Here is a 19,163-nt window from a genome sequence, read left to right as displayed (position 1 = left end):
TTCTTTGATCGGTCTGGTCTTCAGGGGTTCGGCAGCAAGGATATGGTCATGTTTCCCCTCATGGCCAGAGGGAAAGCCGCATCAGGCGCAGCTAAAGACTGATCAGGTGCGCCCGAATCGTACTATAGGCCACGCTCACCGTCTTGAACCGGTCTTCTGCTGCAGGGTCGCCCGCATTCGCATCGGGATGGTGCTTGCGCGCCAGTTCCTTGTATCGCGTCTTGAGAGCCTCGATCGTGACCGGCCAGTCCAGCGCCAAAGCGCGCAGGTGATCGCGCAGGGGGGGAGGGGCCGCATCGCGGTTATGCTGATGGCGCTGTCTGGCTGCCTGGGCGCGTCGCGCGCGGGTTGAGGACAGGATGTCGAGCGGGTCGAGAACCTCTTCCTCGTCGAAATTCTGGCTGCCTCTCGTCCCCAGTTTCCATGAAGGGCGCTGCCATGAGATATCGGCCCGCAGCTGTGCCTCGATCTGGCCCGGCGTCATACCCTTATAGAAATCCCAGCGCGCATTGTACTGCCGCACATGCTCGAGACAGAACCAGAAATACTGACGCAGTTGCGTACGGTCTTTGGGCGCACGATATCCTGCATGTTCCGTACATCCGGGCATGTCGCAGTAACGCTCCGGCGCGTCCGGGTCGGGGTCAAAAGCCCTGTGTCTGGTGGATTTGCGCTGCATGATCGGGTTTATGTGCGTTGTATGGGACGCCGATGCAAGGAGGGAGAGGTGATGACAGAGCTCAAGGAACGCGCTGCACGTATGACGCGACAGCTGCAGGAGGCATTGCAACCTGTCGAACTGACGATACGCGATGACAGCAAACGCCATGCACACCATGCCGGACGCAATGGCGTTGAAGGCGATGAGACGCACTTTACCATGACGATCATCAGCGATCGCTTTGAGGGCATGAACCGTATTGCCCGTCACCGTATGATCAACACGCTGTTACAGCCCGAATTCGATACGGGCCTTCATGCCTTGTCGCTTACGCTTGCAACCCCCGCCGAACGATGAGTGCCGCAAGTAAGAACCTCGCGTTGCGACGTCGCGGTTTTGCCGCTCTGGCCGTCTGTTCTCTTGGAGCGATGCTGGGCGGCTGTGCTGTCAGCGGACTGGATGGGCTTACGGCGCAGCAGAAGGCCGAGGCCCATCGTGTCGAGGCTTATCTGAACACCCCTGGGCAGCTTTCCGGCACGTTCGTTCAGAATGGACCGCAGCAGAATGGCGGGGCCGGTCACTTCACCTACGAACCGGGCGCTCTGGCTCTGGATTATATAGCGCCCCACGCCATGACCCTGCGTGCAAAAGGTACGCATCTCGTACTGAACGATTCGCAGTCGGGTGCTGTGACGCGTGTCAGTCTGTCGCGCAATCCGCTGGGATTGCTGCTTCATACGCCGGTTCGTTTCGACGGGGCCATACGCGTCACGGATATACGGACCGCCCCTGGTGCGAGCCAGATTTCTCTGGCTCAGGCCGATAATCCATCGCAGGGCCTTCTGACCCTGCGATTTCTCGATCAGAACGACAGGTTGCAGCTCTCATCCCTCGATGGTGTGGATGCGCGCGGAAACCATGTGATCATTCAGTTCTCCGATGTGTCAGCGCACGGTATCGCCCCGAAGAACTGAGGCCAGTGCCGTAGAAGGGCCTCATCGAGATCGCTCATGGTGAGGCCCGGTGCGAACCGGCTGATACTCGTCACGCCGTAATCCCTGATTCCGCAGGGGATAATGCCGGAGAAATCGTCCAGGGCGGGGTCAAGATTGATCGATATGCCGTGCCAGGACACCCAGCGGCTGACCCTGATGCCGATAGCAGCGATCTTCGCTTCGAGACCGGTTATGGGATCATCTGTCCATACACCGATTCGGCCGCATTCCGTCCGGCTGTCGATGCCAAGCGATGCCAGGCTGGCCATGATCCATTTTTCCAGGCTCTGCACGAAGCTGCGCAGATCGCGGGCAGGGGTCGGCCCATGGGCGCGCTGCAGATCGAGCATGACATAGACAATGCGCTGACCTGGACCGTGATAGGTCCACTGACCGCCGCGGCCTGCCTCGAAGGTTGGAAGTCCATCGGGATTGATCAGATCCTCTGCCTTGGCTGAGGTTCCGGCCGTGTAAAGTCTGGGATGCTCCAGAAACCAGAGCAGTTCTCCGGCTTCACCCGTATGTATGGATGCGGCGCGCTGCTGCATCGTCTCCAGCGCGGTATCGTAGGAAACGGGATCTTTCTCCTTTTTCCATAAGATTTTCTCAAAAAACGCCTTTTCGGCGATTGCCTGGTCATCACTCATCGGCTATAGCCCCCTTCACACGAGCGGTATCGCCCAGAGCGGCCCGCTTGTCACGATGCGGTCGTGGCGGAATGGTAGACGCGCAAGCTTGAGGTGCTTGTGGGGGCAACCCCGTGGAAGTTCGAGTCTTCTCGACCGCACCATAGGAACTGGTAGCACCCCCTCACGGGGGTGCCAGTCCTCAGAAAAACCAAAAATCCAAAATCAAAAAAATTTCATTACGAAATGAACTTTCGTTCATGTGTTAAATTATTAACCAGTCGTATTAATGTGAAATTTTGTGTGCATGCCATCACTTTGCCGAACTTCCCTGTCAGTACCCGTGGCAAGGAAGCAGTCATGGTGTAGGGTCACTCGCAGTCAGAGACTGCATTTATATGCTCAATGCTCAAGACTGTTTTGCATACACAATGAGATCTAAAGGTCGGATAACGTGATCAAGCCGCTCAGAAAAGCTGTACTGCCCGTTGCTGGTATGGGGACACGCTTTCTTCCTGCAACGAAGGCCATGCCCAAAGAGATGCTGCCGGTCGTCGACCGCCCGCTTATCCAGTACGCAATCGATGAAGCACGCAAGGCGGGCATCGACCAGTTCTGCCTGATCACGGGACGTGGCAAGGATAGCCTCATCGATTATTTCGACGTTGCGTTCGAACTCGAAACGACGTTGCGCGAGCGCGGTAAAAACGATCTGCTCAAGGCGCTTCAGCCGAGCTCGATCGAAGCCGGCTCGCTCGCTGCCGTGCGCCAGCAGGAACCGATGGGTCTGGGTCACGCTATCTGGTGCGCCCGCTCGTTCATCGGCGACGATCCGTTTGCAATCCTGCTGCCCGATGACATCGTCCAGGGCGAAAAGGGCTGCGTTGCCCAGCTGGTTGAAGTCTATAACCAGACAGGCGGCAACGTCGTCGCGGTCTCCGAAGTCCCCAAGGAGCATACCAACCGTTATGGTATTCTCGATGTCGGCGCCGATGATGGTAAGCTGGTAGAAGTCAAGGGGCTGGTCGAGAAGCCCAAGCCCGAAGACGCGCCTTCGAACCTGTCGATCATCGGGCGCTATGTGCTGCTCCCTGAGATCATGACCCATCTGTCCAAGCTCGAGCGCGGTGCGGGTGGTGAGGTGCAGCTCACGGACGCAATGGCGAAGATGATCGGTCATGCGCCGTTCCACGGCCTGCGTTATGAAGGCACGCGTTATGACTGCGGCGATAAGGCTGGCTATCTGGAAGCCCAGATCGCCTTCGCGCTTGAGCGCCCCGATCTGCGTGATGCCATGCGCGGCTTCATCAAGAAATATGCCGATGCCTGATGCGTGCCATTTTTCGGCATGACTTCGACCCGTCGGTTCTGCGGGAATACGATATTCGCGGAATCGTCGGTCAGACGCTTGGTGAGGACGACGCCTATGCTCTAGGCGTCGTTTTTGCGTCTGTGCTCCGTGAGCGCGGTCTGTCCGACGTGCTGACAGGTCATGACGGGCGTCTGACCTCGCCGGCACTGGAGGCATCGCTTGTCGCAGGGCTTGTGCGTGGCGGTCTGTCGGTAGGGCGCTTGCCGTGCTGCCCGACACCGGCACTCTATCACGCTGCGCATCGTCTGGGTGCATCAGGCGCAATTATGGTGACGGGAAGCCACAACCCCCTCGATTTCAACGGGTTCAAGCTCGTTCTGGAAAACAGGCCGTTTTTTGGCGCGTCACTTCGTGACCTGGGACAGCGGGCCTCTCACGGTGTCGATTGTCCCCATCGCTCCGGTCCAGCACCGCAAAGCGTATCCGATGCGATCGAAGCTTATGTGGATGCAGTACGGGCCGGATGGTCGGGAGAAGGCCGTCCCTTGCGTGTCGTGTGGGATAACGTCAATTCCTCCGCCGGTCCGGTCCTGGCTGCCCTGACGGCGAAACTGCCCGGTGAGCACCTTGTGCTGAATAGCGCGGTCGATGGCCGGTTTCCTGCGCATCATCCCGATCCAACCCTGCCGGAAAACATGCACCAGCTCAAGCAGGCAGTTCTCGAAAACGGAGCTGACCTCGGTGTCGGGTTCGATGGCGACGCAGATCGCCTCGGTGTGCTCGATGATCGCGGCGTTCTGGTCCCTGCCGATAAACTGACCCTGCTTCTCGCGCAGCCCGTTATGCAGGAATCGCCCGGTGCGGTCATACTGGGCGATGTCAAAATGTCTTCCCTGCTATTCGACGGCATTGCCGCCATGGGCGGTAAGGCGCGTATGTGCCCGAGCGGTCATTCGGAAGTGAAGGCGGCACTTTCCGAAACGGGCGGGCTATTCGCAGGCGAAATGTCAGGACATTTCCTTTTTGCGGATTGCTGGCCGGGCTTCGATGACGGGATTTATGCTGCAACCCGCCTGATCGACCTGCTTTCTCGCCGGAACGAACCGCTATCGTCGCTTTGTGACGCATTGCCGTCACCTGTCGTGACGCCGGAAATACGGTTCCCGTGCCCGGACGACGTGAAATTCGGGATTATCGATCGCCTGATTGCCAGAAGCGCGGAGCGGGGCGACGATATGACACTGATCGACGGTCTGCGTGTGACGACCCCCGAAGGATGGTGGCTTTTGCGCGCTTCCAACACGCAGCCTGCTCTCGTCGCACGTGTGGAGGGCAGGACAATGCGTGACTGCAGGACCATGCTCGAAGCGCTGGGCGCAATGATCGAGGCAGAGGGTGTCGCGTTCCCACAAGTTGATGACCAGTTCGATGAGTAACGCGATAGGCCAGGTTTCCACCTTCGACAGGGAGGGCAAGGCATGAGAGGCAATCTCGGTTTTTATGAACCCGGTCAGCTCGTAACCCATCCGGAATGCCCGGAGTGGGGAGTCGGGCAGATACAGAGCGTCGTCGGGCATCGTGTGACGATCAATTTCGAAAATCAGGGCAAGGTGCTGGTCAATACAGCCCTGATTGAACTGCTTGTGATCGACTGACGGGGCTTGCGCGGAGTGAAGCGTCTTGTTCTCAAGCATCTCAATGCGTTTGTTCGTCCTGTTCTGGACTGGGTTTTTCCGCCAGTCTGTCTTTGCTGTGGCGCAGAGACGACAGCCCCGGGCCTTCTCTGTGTCCAGTGCTTCAGACAGCTCGCCCCGATCGTTCTGGCTTGCACGCATTGCGCGCTGCCCCTGCCATCTGCCGATTATGCTGACGATGAGGGCCGCTGCCCTTCCTGCGCGAAACCGCGTTTTCCATGGTACCGGGCACATGCCGCCTTTCTCTATGAGGGAACGGCACGACGTCTGGTACTGCAGCTCAAATATGCCGATCGGCTTGATATCGTCCCGTTTCTGGGACGCGCCATGCTCGATACGTTTGGTGAGGGCGACAGGGGAGGTGAAGTTTTCGTCCCGGTACCGCTGCATAGACGTCGCTTCTGGAAAAGGCGGTTCAATCAATCTGCCTTGCTGGCTCATGCACTCGCGCGCAAGACGGCTGGGGCACGCGCGTTGCCCGATGCGCTGATGCGGCGGCGCTTCACGCGCATACTGGCGCGCCTGTCGCCCGAGGATCGGAAGAAAGCGCTCAATGGTGCGATCGGCGTAAGACCGTCGATACGGGCCGATATCATTGGCCGGCATGTGGTTCTTGTCGATGATATCTTGACCACTGGCGCAACCGCCTCCATCTGCGCAACACAACTCCTCAATGCGGGGGCGAGGCGCGTCGACCTTCTGGTGGCGGCGCGAACCGTCAAACTGGCTGGGGATCAGGGCCGTCAAGGCGAGGAACAGGAATGACCGTGCAGAAGATCGAGATCTATACGCAGCTCGGCTGCCCGTATTGTGTGCGGGCCGTCCAGATTCTGCAGTCCAAGCATGTTCCCTTCACCGAGATCGATGCGCCTCATGGAACGACAGCGCGCCAGGATTCCATCCGTCGCTCAGGAGGCGGTCGCACGGTTCCGCAGATTTTTGTCGACGATGTCTGCCTTGGTGGCTGCACGGATCTGATGCAGCTCGATGCATCGGGCAAGCTGGACGGACTTCTCGGCAAGGCATGATCTGCTACAGGTTACACTGTTCGTCGGGACACGAGTTCGAAGGCTGGTTTCCTGATGGAGAATCATTCGATCGGCAATGTCAGGGCGGGCTGGTGACCTGTCCGCAATGCGGCGCGAGCGATGTCGAGAAAAGCCTGATGGCACCAGCTCTGGCGCGTCGGGCCGTGTCGGACGATCGACCTTCCGCTCCTCCCGAGCTGGCCGTAACACAGGCCGATCAGATCAGAATGGCCCTGCGCACGCTCAGGCGGGCGGTAGAGACGCAGTGCGACGATGTGGGCGACAGATTTGCCGAAGAGGCGTTGAGGCGTCATGATGTGCGTAACAACGGAGACCGCCAGTCCGGGCGTGGCATTTATGGCACGATGAGCGACTCCGAGAGGGAAAGGCTCGAAGATGAAGGCGTGGATTTTTCCCCGATACCCTGGATCGACCACTCGGACTCGTGATCAGGGCACAGCAGGCGGTGTACAGGTAAAGCGAGGCTTCCTGGTTTCGCTTGCGCTTTTTGCCTCGATGCTTCTGGTAGCATCGCCATTACAGGCTCAGACACGCGGTAATCCGCCTGCGCCGGAGGAGGGGCTATGGCTTTCTCAGGATCACGATGGTGTGTTTCAGATCGGACATTGCGGCGATACGCTCTGCGGGCGGCTGATCGGCATGCAATATGATGGGCCTGTTCCCAAGGATGTGTGGGGTCGTTCACAATGTGGGCTGGTCATGCTCACCGATTTCCGACTAATCAAGGATGAAAACGTGTGGCGAGGGCATATCCTCGACCCGGAAACCGGGCGTACCTATGACGCCCGTATCAATACCGAGTCGCCGGAGGTGCTCAAGCTGCGCGGATTTATTCTGGGAATTCCCCTTTTCGGCAAGACGCAGACCTGGACCCGGTACCACGGCACCATAGGGCCCGAATGCAAACTGCCTTGACCCGAATGGTCGCCCGAGGAGCTTGAGAGCATATCATGAAGACGACGCTTTCCCGCCGCAGTTTTGCGTTGGGTACCCTTGGCCTGCTGAGTTGCGGCACGGCTATGGCGCAGGACGCCACCGATCAGGCCCCGGCTGCACCGCCGCCGCCGCCAAAGCCTGTGTCGAAGACCATCTGCTTTGTAGGTGGTTACACCAAGCACGCTCCTCCGGGAGGAGCAGGCAATGGTGAGGGTATTGCCGTTTTCGAAATGGACCGCCAGAGCGGCGTGCTTACGCCGGTAACGACGTTCACCGACATCGCGAGCCCCTCTTTCATTACGCTCTCGCATGACAAACGCTTTATGTATGCGCTCAGCGAGATCGACGATTTCAACAAGGATGGGGACGGGTCAGTCACGGCTTTTGCGGTCGATCGCAAGACCGGATCGCTCAAGAAACTGAATGTTGTCAGTTCCGGCGGTGCTGTGCCTGCACATCTGAGCGTGCACCACTCCGGTCGCTATGTGCTGGTTGCCAATTACATGGGCGGTTCCGTCGCTGTTCTGCCGATCCGGCCGGATGGATCGCTCGGCCCTGCCACAGATGTCGTGCATAACACCGGCCCGCGTCAGCCTGAGCGTGCTGCCGATAATCCGCAGGGCAATTTTGCCGTTTCCGACCATTCGGGCTCGCATCCGCACATGATTCAGAGCGATCCGAGCGGCAAATACGTGATTGCAGACGATGCCGGGCTCGACCGTGTTTACGTCTGGACGCTCAACCTGCAGACGGGCAAACTCGTTCCGGCCAAGGTGCCGTATTACGACATGACGCCGGGAAGCGCCCCGCGCCACTTCCAGTTCAACCGCTCCGGCAAGCTCATGTACAATCTGTGCGAGCAGGATTCGAAGATCGTTGTCAGCGCCTTCGATCCGCAGACCGGTGCGATCAACAATCTGCAATCTGTCAGCACCGTGACCTCACATTTCCGTGGGAGCACTCTGGCAGCTGAAATCCTGATCTCCGCCGACGACCGTTTCGTATACGCTTCCAATCGCCTCGGCGATTCTCTGGCGGTATTCAAGGTTGGCGATGACGGCACGCTGACCCTGCAGGATGAAGCCTGGATGCATGCCGATTACGGTCGCGCGATGATGTTCGATCCGTCTGGCAATTTCTTGTTCTGCGCCAACCAGCGAAGCGATGCGGTGACGTCCTTCCGTGTCGACAAGGCGAGCGGTCAGCTCGGTTTCACTGAAAACTTCACGCCTGTCGGAAGCCCGACCACCTTCGCCTTCATGGATACAGAAGTCTGAAACCGGTCAATGTCCGGCTCGTCGGATCGAGCCGGATCGCCGGTTTGATGGCGTCCGGGTCTGACACTTTCGGTTGAAGGAAGAGGTCTCCCGTCATGCCGACGGGAGACATCGTTCGCAGAAAAGCCGCCCAGTGAGGGGCGGATTTTCTGTTTTCAGTCGCGTACGAACATCGTGATGTAATTGATGCTGGTGTCGCGCGTGATACGCCAGTGCATCGGGCGGTAGCTCATCCCGGCAACATCGATCATACGCAGACCCGCAGCACGGCCCATTTTGTGCAATTCATCGGGACGGATGAATTTCTGCCAGTCATGCGTGCCCACAGGCAGCAGACGCGCGATATACTCGGCACCGATCTTGGCTACGGCGAGAGAGGCAAGTGTGCGATTGAGCGTCGAGACGGCGACGAGACCGCCCGGTTTTGTCAGGCCACGCAGCATGGAGAGAAATTCCTGCGGATCGTTGACATGCTCGATCACCTCAAGCGCCGAAACGGCATCGAAACTCTGTCCCTCAGTAAGCAGTGTCTCGGCGCTGCCGTTACGATAGGTGAGGGTGCCAGCGTTCTGGGGAAGGGGATGATCGGCAAGATGGGCTTCTGCCGCGCGTATCCCTTCGGGTGAGGCGTCGAGGCCAAGAACATCGTGGCCCATGCGGGCATAGGCCTCGCTGGCCAGCCCTGCGCCGCAGCCGATGTCGAGAAGGGAGAGCGTCCCGCCCCGCAATGCTGTCAGACGTTTGAGATGCGCGTTGACCCATTCAGTACGCATCGGGTTCATGTCATGCAGGGGCTTCATGGGCCCTTTCGGGTCCCACCACGTGGCTGCCAGCTGATCGAAATGGGCGATCTCGCGATCGGAAACAGAAGAGGCTGCGTGATCCGGCATTGTTGTTCCAGGCATACAGAAATGGGTCCGTTGTTCCAGAGTATCTGGACGGCGCGATCTGGACTTAGTATGTGACCGGCCTTTCCTTGCGCAACATCGCAGGCTGGAAAATCCGTCTCCGGCGCTCTGTGATCGACCGCTTTCTGCTACGTACGGAGCCAGGTGCACAATTATGACGTCTAAAGACCAGTGCCCAACCCGGATCGTCATGAAGTTCGGTGGAACCTCCGTGGCCGACCTCGACCGCATTCGCGCCGTGGCCGAACGCGTGCGCAAGGAACGCGACAAAGGCCATCAGGTTGCCGTTGTGGTTTCCGCCATGGCGGGTGTCACCAACCAGATGGTCGGCTATGTCAATGCGCTCGATTCCATGGCCGATGCGCGTGAATACGACGCTGTCGTAGCCAGCGGCGAGCAGGTGACGAGCGGCCTGACGGCCATCGCACTTCAGGCGCTCGGTGTGCCGGCGCGCTCATGGCAGGGCTGGCAGATTCCTTTTCGTACCGACGATGCGCATGGCAAGGCGCGTATCGGCGATGTGGAAGGTGCAGCGCTGATTGCCTGCATGGAACAGGGTGAGGTGCCTGTCATCGCCGGTTTCCAGGGCGTGGCGCCGGGCGAGCGCATCAGCACGCTCGGACGCGGTGGCTCCGATACCTCGGCGGTTGCCGTGGCCGCCGCGATCAGGGCGGATCGTTGCGATATCTATACCGATGTCGATGGCATCTACACGACCGATCCGCGCATCGTGAAAAAAGCCAGAAAGCTGGATCGCATCACTTTCGAGGAAATGCTTGAGCTGGCTTCGGTGGGGGCCAAGGTCCTTCAGACGCGCTCGGTCGGTCTGGCCATGAAAGAAAAAGTGCGCGTGCGCGTATTGTCGAGTTTCGAGCCCGAGACAGAGCTTTCGGGATCACTGGTGGTTGATGAGGACGAGATGATGGAAAAGGAACTGGTCACGGGGATCGCCTATTCTCTGGACGAGGCGAAGATCTCGGTGAGCCGCATCCCGGACCGTCCGGGCATCGCCGCTGCTATTTTCAGCCCTCTGACCGAGGCGCGCGTCAATGTGGATATGATCGTCCAGAGCGTTGGCTCGGACGGATCGACCAACATGACCTTCACTGTGCCAAAGGGCGATCAGGCGCGTGCGCTGGCTGCACTTGAGGGCGCGCGCGCGGATATCCAGTACGGCGAGATCCATACGGCCAACGACGTGGTCAAGATCAGCGTGGTCGGTATCGGCATGCGCTCTCATTCGGGCATGGCAAGCACGATGTTCCAGACGCTTGCCGATCGCGGAATCAATGTGCAGGTCATTTCGACCAGCGAGATCAAGATTTCCGTTCTGATCGATGCCGAATATATGGAGCTGGCCATGCGGGCACTGCACACCGCCTACGGTCTGGACGGGGAATAATCATGACGACCATGGATCAGGCTCGCCGGACTGCGCGTGAGACGCTCGATCGCCTCTGGGCACCGGGCTGCGCATTTCTGGGTACACCGACTGCCGTTCTGGGCGGAGCCATGTCCTGGGTCAGCGAGCGCAATCTCGTTTCGGCCATTTCGAATGCGGGCGGTTTTGGCGTTATTGCCTGCGGGGCCATGAGTCCGGAGCGGCTGGCAGAGGAAATCGTCGCGACGCAGGCTCTGACCGACAAGCCCTTCGGCGTGAACCTCATCACCATGCACCCCGAGCTCGACAAGCTTGTCGACGTGTGCATTGCGCACAAGGTTGGCCATGTGGTTCTGGCGGGTGGCGTGCCAAGCGGCGCGACCATCAAGCAGGTACGCGATGGCGGCGCGCGCGCAATCGGTTTTGCCCCCGCTCTGGCTCTGGGCAAGCGTCTGGTCAAGCTTGGGATCGAGGCGCTGGTGATCGAGGGATCCGAAGCAGGCGGCCATGTCGGCCCGGTTTCGCTGAATGTGCTGGCGCAGGAAATCCTGCCCCATATCCATGACGTGCCGGTTTTCGTGGCAGGCGGTCTCGCACGTGGCGATGCCGTACTGGGCTATCTGGAGCAGGGCGCATCCGGCGCCCAGCTTGGAACGCTTTTCGCTGCAAGCAGCGAAAGCATCGCGCATGAGGCATTCAAGAAAGCCTTCGTACGTGCCTCTGCCCGCGATGCTGTGACATCGAACCAGATCGATGAGCGTTTCCCGGTGATCCCGGTGCGCGGGCTGAGCAATGCCGGAACGCGTCGCTTCATGGCGCATCAGGCAGCCACGCTTTCGCGCTTCACTTCCGGGGAGCTGAGCAAGGAAGAGGCACAGCTCGAAATCGAGCATTTCTGGGCCGGTGCCCTGCGTCGCGCCGTGATCGAGGGCGATGTGGAGGAAGGATCGGTCATGGCCGGTCAGTCCGTCGGCATGGTCAAGGCCATACGGCCCGTTGCCGAGATTCTGCACGATCTTGTCGAGCAGGCAGTTGACGCTCTGGTTGCAAGAGAGGCACGGACCGGGCATCTTCACGTCACAGAGACCGCAATCGGGTAATCATGCCAGAGAAGACGACAGACCGTATTCCGGGATGGCAGGGCGCCGAGAGCGCGCGTGGTCTTGGTGCCGAATTGCGCGCCAAACGCGAGGAGCTCGGCTGGGCACTGCCTGACGTGGCCGGATGGCTGCGTATTCGCGAGAGCTATCTTCAGGCCCTGGAGGAAGGCAATATGTCCGTCTTCCCGGGTTCGGCCTATGCGCTGGGCTTTTTGCGCAGCTACGCGCATGCACTCGGGATGGATCCCGATCAGGCGGTTGCCCGCTTTCGCCATGATACGCGCGGCGCGCTCGATCGGAAGCCGGAGCTGAGTTTTCCCGAACCCGTTTCGGAGCGGGGTGTCCCGGTCGGTTTATGGGTCGGTGCCGGGTTGGCTGTTCTGGTCGGAACCTATATCGGCTATTATCACTTTTTTGGTTCCGAACCGGCACCGACGCATCAGATGCCTTCCGTTGCCGAGATCATGCCGGGTGTGACACAGCACGGGACACCTTCGCCCCAGATTGCAGCCGTCATGCCCGATCGGGGTCTCGCGCCGTCGCCTCAGCCCACGGAGAAGGGCGATAGCACAACGACTGGCTCCCTTTCAGCGTCGTCGGCGAACCCCGCATCTGCAACCGGTCCCGCACAGGAAAATGCTACGCCTTCCGGCGCGGTATCGGCCGCCGCGCCACGCGTGTCTGCTCAGAACGTGCCTGCGGTGAACGGTCAGGTTGCAGGCGAACAGACAAATGCCGGACAGACTATGGCGCCGCAAGCCGGGGCAAGTAACCTCCAGGGCGCTGGTGCGTCGGGCAACATGGCGCCATCGCAACCCGGAATGCAGGGAGACGGAACTGCCGGTCAGGCAGGCGCCGGAGTGATGCCGTCTTCTGAAGCAACATCGGCGTCTTCATCCTCTGGCAATGTCGTTGCATCCAACATGATCGGTCTTCATGCTGCAGCCGATGCCTGGGTGTCGATCCGCGATAAGAATGGTGCGACGGTTTTCAGCCGCGTTCTCAAGGCGGGCGAAACCTGGCAGGGCTCGGACGATGCTGCGCCGTACCGTATGACTTTAGGGAATGCAGGAGGTCTTACGCTTAGCGCTGGTGATGTCACGACCGCCGCGCTGGGTCGTATCGGCGCGGTCCGCCGTAATCTTGTTGTCAGCGCTGCCGCCATTCGTAATGGCCAGCTCGGTCAGGAAGGCAGCAGCACAGTGGCTCCGCCAACAATGACCGCGCCAGCTTCAGCTTCATCTTCGGGAACGCCTGTGGCTTCTGGGACGCATGTCCCGGGATCTGATGTCACGCGTGCCGGGACGGGCTTGAAAAACGAGGTTGCGGCCCCAAAGCTTACGACACCGACGCGTCGCAACGGCCCTGCTGATACGGCATCGCATGAGTCGGAAACCGATCGTCTGAATGCACGCCAGCTGGAACGGACGGCACAACCGCAGTAAAGCCTCTGCCGGTACCGGTTGCTGTTGCAGCGATGCCGCAAGCGGTCGTGGCGGCAGAGCGTCGGTAACAGAGAAATTGAGGAACCCTGCCTGTTTCACATAAGACAGGTGGGGTTCATGAGAGACGGGCAGAGCATTTCGCGACAAAGCGGGATTTTCTGGCCAACATGATTTAGACACGGGTCGCATGACGGAACACTGTTCCCGCAGCACCCCGGCTGGGATGGCCTGTCGGCCAGAACCAGCCGAAATGGAGACGAGATTATGAGCGGATATCGCCCCTACCAGTATATCGAACGTCGCAAATCCCGTCAGATTCATGTTGGCAAGGTGGCTGTCGGTGGGGATGCGCCGGTATCGGTGCAGACCATGACCAACACGCTCACATCGGATGCCAAGGCGACCATCGAACAGATCCGGCTTTCGGAGATCGCCGGTGTGGATATCGTGCGCGTATCGTGCCCCGATGAAGAGAGCACCGCCGCCCTGGCAGAAATTGTGCGCGAAGTGAATGTGCCGATCGTTGCGGACATCCATTTCCATTACAAGCGCGCCATCGAGGCCGCAAAGGCCGGTGCAGCCTGCCTGCGCATCAACCCCGGCAATATCGGCAGTGCCGAGCGCGTGCGTGAAGTGGTGAATGCTGCGCGTGACTATGGCTGCTCGATCCGTATCGGTGTGAATGCAGGCTCGCTTGAGAAGCATCTGCTCGAAAAATACGGTGAGCCCAACCCCGATGCGCTGGTCGAGAGCGCGCTTGAGCACGCCAAGATCCTGCAGGATCATGATTTCCATGAATTCAAGATCAGCGTGAAAGCGTCTGACGTGTTCATGGCGGTTGCCGCTTATCAACAACTTGCCGAAGTCTGCGATCACCCGCTGCATATCGGTATTACAGAAGCCGGGTCAAAGCGCGCCGGTACCGTGAAGTCGTCGATCGGTCTGGGCAATCTGCTCTGGGCCGGTGTGGGTGACACCATGCGCGTATCGCTCTCTGCCCCTCCGGAAGAGGAAGTGCTGGTCGGCTGGGATATTCTCAAATCGCTCGGCCTGCGTCATCGCGGCGTCAAGATCATCTCCTGCCCGTCCTGTGCGCGACAGGGCTTTAATGTAGTCGAGACGGTGCAGACCCTCGAGGATCGCCTGCAGCACATCAAGACACCGCTTACGCTCTCCATTATCGGTTGCGTGGTGAATGGTCCCGGCGAGGCGCTGATGACCGATCTGGGCGTGACCGGAGGTGGCGCAGGCCGCCATATGGTTTACTCGGCCGGCAAGCAGGATCATCGCCTGAACGAAGGGCAGGATATGATCGAGCATATCGTCGACCTCGTGGAAGAGCGTGTGGCGAAGATCGAAGCCGAAAAGGCCGCGCAGGAAGAGGCCGAGAAGGCCGAGGCCGCGCTGGCAGGCGCCTGAACCATGAGCCAGTTGCAGCCGGTTCGCGGTACGCATGATCTGATCGGCGATACCGCGCGCCGCCACGCTCATGTCGTGGATACGGCGCGTGAGGTGACGCGTCGTTACGGGTACGAAGAGTGGTCGACGCCGATCTTCGAGGATACGCGGGTCTTCTCGCGTACGCTCGGCGATACTTCCGATGTCGTGACCAAGGAAATGTACACCTTCGAGGACCGAGGCGGCGACAGCCTGACCCTTCGTCCCGAAGGGACAGCGGCGATCTGCCGCGCTTTTGTGACCAATGGCCTGACGCAGACCCTGCCGCAGCGCGTGTTCTATAACGGGCCGATGTTCCGTTACGAGCGCCCGCAGAAAGGGCGTTTCCGGCAGTTCCATCAGATCGGGGCGGAGCTTCTGGGCGCCACCGATCCGCTGATGGACGCCGAAACCATTGCCATGGCGCATGCCATTCTCAAGGCACTCGGTCTGGGCGATGCGGTCACACTCGAGATCAACACGCTGGGCGATCCGGACAGCCGTCAGGCCTGGCGGGACGCTCTGGTGGCCTATTTCAAGGCTCATGAATCGTCTCTTTCTGATGAGAGCCGCGCCCGCCTGGAAGCCAATCCGCTGCGTATTCTCGACAGCAAGTCGCCGCAGGACCGGGCGTTGCTGGACGAAGCCCCTAAATTCGCGGCCTATCTGAACGAGACCTCCCATATTTTCTGGGACGATCTGCGTCGCAAGCTTGACCTGTTCGGCGTCGGCTTCGTCGAGAACCCGCATATCGTGCGCGGTCTCGATTACTACAGCCATACGGCCTTTGAATTCGTCACCGATCGCCTTGGCGCTCAGGGGACGGTTCTGGCTGGTGGTCGCTATGAAGGGCTTGTGGCTCAGATGGGTGGCCCGGCAACGCCAGCAATCGGCTGGGCGGGCGGTATCGAGCGTCTGGCGCTCCTTATCGATTCGGCCCCCATGCAGCCGCGCCCCGTGGCGGTGCTGCCTACCGGTGAGACAACGCTTGCGGCCGCAATCGAAGCGGCGCAGACCTTGCGCGGGGCTGGCTTCGCCGCCGAGATCGAAACACGTTCATCGCTCAAGAAGCGCATGGAGCGTGTTGTCAAATCCGGTGCTGCCCATATGGTGCTGGTAGGTGAAGACGAGCTGGCGCGTGGCGCTGTGACGGTGCGCGATCTGACAAAGCGCGAGCAGGTCGAGGTCGCAATCGGGTCTCTGGCGGAACATTTCCTGAAAGCTGTCTGATCGTGGCACTCGACGACAGGCTGGAGCGTATTGTCGCCCGGTCGGATGAATTGCAGGCGCTCATGTCGAGCGGTGAGATGCAGGGTGAGGATTTCGTGCGGGCATCGCGCGAATTTGCCGAGCTTGAGCCGGTCGTCACCTCGATCCTTGCTTATCGCCGCGCAGAGTCCGCCCACAAGGACGCGCTCGCCCTGCTCGACGATCCGGAGATGCGGGAGCTGGCCCAGGGCGAGATTGCCGAGATCGAGGGGCAACTCGAGGGGCTGCAACAGAAAGTCCGTCTTGCGCTCCTGCCACGGGACGAGGCGGATGAGCGCAGTGCCATTCTTGAAATTCGCCCGGCAGCGGGTGGAGACGAGGCAGCGCTTTTCGCTGCCGAGCTGTTTGGTGCCTATAAACGGTTCTCCGATCTTCATGGCTGGCGCTTCGAAGTCATGGAATATGACGAGAGCGATCTCTCTGGCCTGCGTGAGGGTGTTGCAACGATTTCGGGTCGATCCGTCTTCGCACGCCTGAAATACGAGTCCGGTGTGCATCGTGTGCAGCGCGTTCCCGCAACGGAAAGTCAGGGTCGTATCCACACCTCCACCGTGACCGTCGCGATCATGCCGGAGGCGGAAGAAGTCGATGTCGCAATCGATGAAGGCGATCTGCGTATCGACGTCTATCGTGCTTCCGGTGCCGGCGGGCAGCATGTGAACAAGACCGAGAGTGCCGTGCGCATCACCCACATGCCCAGCGGTATCGTGGTGGCGATGCAGGAAGAGAAAAGCCAGCACAAGAACAAGGCCAAAGCCATGAAGATCCTGCGTGCGCGTCTTTACGAGATGCAGCGCGCCCAGCTTCATGCCACGCGAGCGGCCGATCGCAAGTCACAGGTCGGGACGGGAGATCGCTCCGAACGGATCCGTACCTACAACTTTCCGCAGGGGCGTGTGACCGATCATCGTATCAACCTGACGCTGCACAAGATCGACCGCATCATGCTCGGTGAGTTCGATGAGATCATCGACGCCCTGACGCAGGAAGAGCAAACGGCGCTTCTCGCCGCCGAGGGGCTGAGCTAGAGCGCCGTCGCTTCTATCGATGAGTCTCTCAGCTTACCGGTGAAACGCAGATTTCCGCATGACCCGGGTGATGTCTGGCAACTTCCGGATCATTCGGATCGCGCAGGAAGAAATCGGTAAAGTCTTCATCGCCCAGCGCGAGGAGATGGTGGTTTTCAGGGTGGGTCAGGGTTCCCTGGCTGCTGACCTGATGCGTTTCTGCGCGGCCTTCCGCATTGATGACCGTGATCTGGCCGCACAAGGCATAGCTGTGTTTGACGCGACCGAGCGGGATCTCGATCTTTTTCGTAAGACTTGGCGTTTTGTCGTCGAGCCTGAAGGTGGCTGCAAGCGTGCCATCGATGTATAGACGCGAAACCTCTGACACCTCGATAGGGGCGCGATCGTCTGTCACGGTGAAACTCTCGGCAAGAGCGAACGAGGGGCTGGCACTGGTGATCAGGGCCAGCAGGGACATGATCTTTTTCATGCGCGTATCATAAGCCGTTTCAGGAGAAACAGGTGAGCGGTAATCCACCATCCCTCAGACAAGTGCTCGATGAAACCGCCGCCGCCCTTCAAGGCGCAGGGATCGATCAGGCGCGCATGGAAGCCCGCCGACTGCTCTGCTGGTCGCTGCGCTGCGATCACGCGGCCTTGCTGACGATGAACAGCTTCCCTGAAGAGGCACAAACGCGTCTGGTCGATGCGTTGTCACGTCGTTGCCTCAGAGAGCCGATGGCCCTGATTGAGGGCGAGACAGGGTTCTGGTCGCTGACTTTGGGTGTTTCGCAGGATACGCTCATTCCGCGTGGTGACAGCGAAACACTTATCGAAGTCCTGCTCGACCTTCGCCCCGACCGGAAATCGGTCGGTTCGGTTCTCGATCTCGGCACAGGAACGGGCTGTCTGCTTCTTGCTGCACTTGGCGAGTATGAAGAAGCTTTCGGTGTGGGCGTCGATCTCTCACCCGGGGCAGCACAGCTCGCACGGAACAATGCGCGTCGTAACGGGCTCGACGGACGCTCTGTCTTCATGGCCGGAAGCTGGTGCGATGCCCTGCGCGGTACATTCGACGTTGTTCTGAGCAATCCACCTTATATTCCAGCCGACGATATCGCCGGGCTCATGCCCGAGGTGCGCGACCACGAACCTGCGCGCGCGCTTGTCGGTGGCATGGACGGGCTCGACGCCTATCGTCTCATTCTTGGGCAGATGAGCCGCTGTCTGGCGCCCGGGGGCGTGCTCGTTCTGGAGATCGGGCAGGGACAGGAGCGGGATGTGGAAAGGCTTGCCATTGCACAGGGGTTGATTCTGCGTGAAGCGCGTGCCGATCTTGGCGGTATTATCAGAGCTTTGAGCTTCGAATGGCAGAGCGGGTATTCGCCGGACATTACGTGAAAAACCATTGGCAGGCCGCAGTAAACTTGCTAGTTTCACAGGATCGGTCTGTTGGTGTTGCCGGTGAATGCACTGGCGAAACAAACCGTCTTCCGCAATTTCGCAGTGATCTTCGTGATCGGGCTGGGCGGAGTAGTGGCCTGATCTCGTTATCCGGCCAGCAAGAGACAAACCAAGGGTCATTCATTCCCTGCAATCGCTCCGCTTCTGTCGTTGACGGATCGGGATTGCGAATACGAAAGTGCTACGCGGATCCATGAACATGAAACGTATGAGAAGCCGTCACCATCGTCCGAGCGGTGGCGGGTCGCGTCACGCAAGCGGTCAGACCCCACTGAACCGTAATCACGTGTTCGACAGTAATGGTCCTGACATGCGTGTACGTGGTACAGCCCAGCAGCTTTTCGAGAAATATCTCCAGCTGGGCCGCGATGCGACGGGAACGGGCGATCGTATTCTTGCCGAAGCCTATTTCCAGCATGCAGAGCATTATTTCCGCATCCTCAATGCCATGACGCAGGCGGCTCAGCAAAGCCAGATGGAGCGTCAGGAGCGCCATCAGCAGCGTGTCCGTGCGCAGCAGGACCATGAAGACCGCCGTCAGGGTGACGATAACGGTTCAGAGTCCGAAAGCGAGGAAACGGTCGAAGAAACAGCCGAGTAAG

General features: G+C 59.7%; 22 protein-coding genes and 1 tRNA gene. 19 read left to right on the top strand and 4 right to left on the bottom strand.

Annotation, left to right across the window (positions count from 1 at the left end; translation table 11 throughout):
* Window positions 1-91: 91 nt before the first annotated feature.
* Window positions 92-679, bottom strand: coding sequence for a DnaJ domain-containing protein (locus tag NF685_RS05825; protein WP_222547183.1), 588 nt, complete (start codon window positions 677-679; stop codon window positions 92-94).
* Window positions 680-730: 51 nt separating this feature from the next.
* Between NF685_RS05825 and NF685_RS05820 the strand changes: the two genes are divergently transcribed.
* Window positions 731-1,018: a BolA family protein gene (locus tag NF685_RS05820; RefSeq protein WP_252848942.1), complete on the top strand. Its 288-nt coding sequence runs from the start codon at window positions 731-733 to the stop codon at window positions 1,016-1,018.
* Window positions 1,015-1,635 carry a LolA family protein gene (locus NF685_RS05815; protein WP_252848941.1) on the top strand — a complete coding sequence of 207 codons (621 nt, stop codon included), beginning with the start codon at window positions 1,015-1,017 and terminating at the stop codon, window positions 1,633-1,635. The genes NF685_RS05820 and NF685_RS05815 overlap by 4 nt, the downstream gene beginning before the upstream one ends.
* Here NF685_RS05815 and lipB read toward each other — a convergent pair.
* Window positions 1,590-2,303 (bottom strand): lipoyl(octanoyl) transferase LipB, encoded by a 714-nt coding sequence (gene lipB / locus NF685_RS05810; protein WP_252848940.1) that lies wholly within the window; start codon window positions 2,301-2,303, stop codon window positions 1,590-1,592. The genes NF685_RS05815 and lipB overlap by 46 nt on opposite strands.
* 57 nt (window positions 2,304-2,360) lie before the next feature.
* Here lipB and NF685_RS05805 point away from each other — a divergent pair.
* The 9 genes from NF685_RS05805 (at window position 2,361) to NF685_RS05765 (ending at window position 8,550) form a co-directional block, all read left to right on the top strand.
* Window positions 2,361-2,446, top strand: a tRNA-Leu gene (locus tag NF685_RS05805).
* A gap of 290 nt (window positions 2,447-2,736) precedes the next feature.
* Window positions 2,737-3,612 carry a UTP--glucose-1-phosphate uridylyltransferase GalU gene (galU, locus tag NF685_RS05800; RefSeq protein WP_252848939.1) on the top strand — a complete coding sequence of 292 codons (876 nt, stop codon included), beginning with the start codon at window positions 2,737-2,739 and terminating at the stop codon, window positions 3,610-3,612.
* Entirely contained in the window at window positions 3,612-5,030 is a 1,419-nt protein-coding gene (locus NF685_RS05795; RefSeq protein ID WP_252848938.1) for a phosphomannomutase/phosphoglucomutase, read from the top strand. Before galU ends, NF685_RS05795 begins: the two co-directional genes overlap by 1 nt.
* A 42-nt stretch (window positions 5,031-5,072) precedes the next feature.
* Window positions 5,073-5,249, top strand: a complete 177-nt coding sequence (locus NF685_RS05790) for a DUF3553 domain-containing protein (protein ID WP_222547186.1) — start codon at window positions 5,073-5,075, stop codon at window positions 5,247-5,249.
* A gap of 15 nt (window positions 5,250-5,264) precedes the next feature.
* Window positions 5,265-6,053, top strand: coding sequence for a ComF family protein (locus tag NF685_RS05785; RefSeq protein WP_252848937.1), 789 nt, complete (start codon window positions 5,265-5,267; stop codon window positions 6,051-6,053).
* 2 nt (window positions 6,054-6,055) lie between these two features.
* Entirely contained in the window at window positions 6,056-6,316 is a 261-nt protein-coding gene (gene grxC / locus NF685_RS05780) for a glutaredoxin 3 (protein ID WP_252849076.1), read from the top strand.
* Entirely contained in the window at window positions 6,313-6,765 is a 453-nt protein-coding gene (locus tag NF685_RS05775; protein ID WP_252848936.1) for a DUF1178 family protein, read from the top strand. The genes grxC and NF685_RS05775 overlap by 4 nt, the downstream gene beginning before the upstream one ends.
* Before the next feature lie 67 nt (window positions 6,766-6,832).
* Window positions 6,833-7,252 carry a DUF2147 domain-containing protein gene (locus tag NF685_RS05770; RefSeq protein WP_252848935.1) on the top strand — a complete coding sequence of 140 codons (420 nt, stop codon included), beginning with the start codon at window positions 6,833-6,835 and terminating at the stop codon, window positions 7,250-7,252.
* A gap of 35 nt (window positions 7,253-7,287) precedes the next feature.
* Window positions 7,288-8,550 (top strand): lactonase family protein, encoded by a 1,263-nt coding sequence (locus NF685_RS05765; RefSeq protein ID WP_222547189.1) that lies wholly within the window; start codon window positions 7,288-7,290, stop codon window positions 8,548-8,550.
* Between the two features lie 155 nt (window positions 8,551-8,705).
* Here NF685_RS05765 and ubiG read toward each other — a convergent pair whose 3' ends face one another.
* Window positions 8,706-9,455: a bifunctional 2-polyprenyl-6-hydroxyphenol methylase/3-demethylubiquinol 3-O-methyltransferase UbiG gene (gene ubiG / locus NF685_RS05760; protein ID WP_252848934.1), complete on the bottom strand. Its 750-nt coding sequence runs from the start codon at window positions 9,453-9,455 to the stop codon at window positions 8,706-8,708.
* A 157-nt stretch (window positions 9,456-9,612) separates the two neighbouring features.
* Between ubiG and NF685_RS05755 the strand changes: the two genes are divergently transcribed.
* The 6 genes from NF685_RS05755 (at window position 9,613) to prfA (ending at window position 17,118) form a co-directional block, all read left to right on the top strand.
* On the top strand, window positions 9,613-10,860 hold the full coding sequence (locus NF685_RS05755) for an aspartate kinase (RefSeq protein ID WP_252848933.1): 1,248 nt from the start codon (window positions 9,613-9,615) through the stop codon (window positions 10,858-10,860).
* A gap of 2 nt (window positions 10,861-10,862) precedes the next feature.
* Window positions 10,863-11,939, top strand: a complete 1,077-nt coding sequence (locus tag NF685_RS05750; RefSeq protein ID WP_222547192.1) for an NAD(P)H-dependent flavin oxidoreductase — start codon at window positions 10,863-10,865, stop codon at window positions 11,937-11,939.
* Window positions 11,940-11,941: 2 nt separating this feature from the next.
* The gene (locus NF685_RS05745; protein ID WP_252848932.1) at window positions 11,942-13,384 is read left to right on the top strand and encodes a helix-turn-helix domain-containing protein; all 1,443 of its coding nucleotides are present in this window, start codon (window positions 11,942-11,944) and stop codon (window positions 13,382-13,384) included.
* Window positions 13,385-13,648: 264 nt separating this feature from the next.
* Entirely contained in the window at window positions 13,649-14,803 is a 1,155-nt protein-coding gene (gene ispG, locus NF685_RS05740; protein WP_222547194.1) for a flavodoxin-dependent (E)-4-hydroxy-3-methylbut-2-enyl-diphosphate synthase, read from the top strand.
* A gap of 3 nt (window positions 14,804-14,806) precedes the next feature.
* Window positions 14,807-16,051 carry a histidine--tRNA ligase gene (gene hisS / locus NF685_RS05735; RefSeq protein ID WP_252848931.1) on the top strand — a complete coding sequence of 415 codons (1,245 nt, stop codon included), beginning with the start codon at window positions 14,807-14,809 and terminating at the stop codon, window positions 16,049-16,051.
* A 2-nt stretch (window positions 16,052-16,053) separates the two neighbouring features.
* Window positions 16,054-17,118 (top strand): peptide chain release factor 1, encoded by a 1,065-nt coding sequence (gene prfA, locus NF685_RS05730; protein WP_252848930.1) that lies wholly within the window; start codon window positions 16,054-16,056, stop codon window positions 17,116-17,118.
* Between the two features lie 28 nt (window positions 17,119-17,146).
* Here the strand turns inward: prfA and NF685_RS05725 are convergent, their stop codons facing one another.
* The gene (locus NF685_RS05725; protein ID WP_252848929.1) at window positions 17,147-17,587 is read right to left on the bottom strand and encodes a hypothetical protein; all 441 of its coding nucleotides are present in this window, start codon (window positions 17,585-17,587) and stop codon (window positions 17,147-17,149) included.
* A 32-nt stretch (window positions 17,588-17,619) separates the two neighbouring features.
* Here NF685_RS05725 and prmC point away from each other — a divergent pair, with 32 nt between their 5' ends.
* Entirely contained in the window at window positions 17,620-18,498 is an 879-nt protein-coding gene (gene prmC / locus NF685_RS05720) for a peptide chain release factor N(5)-glutamine methyltransferase (protein ID WP_252848928.1), read from the top strand.
* Window positions 18,499-18,760: 262 nt separating this feature from the next.
* Window positions 18,761-19,162 carry a DUF4167 domain-containing protein gene (locus tag NF685_RS05715; RefSeq protein ID WP_252848927.1) on the top strand — a complete coding sequence of 134 codons (402 nt, stop codon included), beginning with the start codon at window positions 18,761-18,763 and terminating at the stop codon, window positions 19,160-19,162.
* Window position 19,163: the final 1 nt, after the last annotated feature.

It is taken from the genome of Asaia lannensis NBRC 102526 (genome assembly GCF_024054035.1).
Classification (GTDB): domain Bacteria; phylum Pseudomonadota; class Alphaproteobacteria; order Acetobacterales; family Acetobacteraceae; genus Asaia; species Asaia lannensis.
The sequence above is the reverse complement of the archived record's forward strand: the minus strand, read 5'-3'. Positions and strand labels throughout refer to the sequence as shown.

Coding starts and splice junctions, on each gene's coding strand:
- NF685_RS05825 (WP_222547183.1), bottom strand. CDS start 679: ATGCAGCGCAAATCCACCAGACACAGGGCTTTTGACCCCGACCCGGAC.
- NF685_RS05820 (WP_252848942.1), top strand. CDS start 731: ATGACAGAGCTCAAGGAACGCGCTGCACGTATGACGCGACAGCTGCAG.
- NF685_RS05815 (WP_252848941.1), top strand. CDS start 1,015: ATGAGTGCCGCAAGTAAGAACCTCGCGTTGCGACGTCGCGGTTTTGCC.
- lipB (WP_252848940.1), bottom strand. CDS start 2,303: ATGAGTGATGACCAGGCAATCGCCGAAAAGGCGTTTTTTGAGAAAATC.
- NF685_RS05795 (WP_252848938.1), top strand. CDS start 3,612: ATGCGTGCCATTTTTCGGCATGACTTCGACCCGTCGGTTCTGCGGGAA.
- NF685_RS05790 (WP_222547186.1), top strand. CDS start 5,073: ATGAGAGGCAATCTCGGTTTTTATGAACCCGGTCAGCTCGTAACCCAT.
- NF685_RS05775 (WP_252848936.1), top strand. CDS start 6,313: ATGATCTGCTACAGGTTACACTGTTCGTCGGGACACGAGTTCGAAGGC.
- NF685_RS05770 (WP_252848935.1), top strand. CDS start 6,833: ATGCTTCTGGTAGCATCGCCATTACAGGCTCAGACACGCGGTAATCCG.
- NF685_RS05765 (WP_222547189.1), top strand. CDS start 7,288: ATGAAGACGACGCTTTCCCGCCGCAGTTTTGCGTTGGGTACCCTTGGC.
- ubiG (WP_252848934.1), bottom strand. CDS start 9,455: ATGCCTGGAACAACAATGCCGGATCACGCAGCCTCTTCTGTTTCCGAT.
- NF685_RS05755 (WP_252848933.1), top strand. CDS start 9,613: ATGACGTCTAAAGACCAGTGCCCAACCCGGATCGTCATGAAGTTCGGT.
- NF685_RS05750 (WP_222547192.1), top strand. CDS start 10,863: ATGACGACCATGGATCAGGCTCGCCGGACTGCGCGTGAGACGCTCGAT.
- NF685_RS05745 (WP_252848932.1), top strand. CDS start 11,942: ATGCCAGAGAAGACGACAGACCGTATTCCGGGATGGCAGGGCGCCGAG.
- ispG (WP_222547194.1), top strand. CDS start 13,649: ATGAGCGGATATCGCCCCTACCAGTATATCGAACGTCGCAAATCCCGT.
- hisS (WP_252848931.1), top strand. CDS start 14,807: ATGAGCCAGTTGCAGCCGGTTCGCGGTACGCATGATCTGATCGGCGAT.
- NF685_RS05725 (WP_252848929.1), bottom strand. CDS start 17,587: ATGAAAAAGATCATGTCCCTGCTGGCCCTGATCACCAGTGCCAGCCCC.
- NF685_RS05715 (WP_252848927.1), top strand. CDS start 18,761: ATGAAACGTATGAGAAGCCGTCACCATCGTCCGAGCGGTGGCGGGTCG.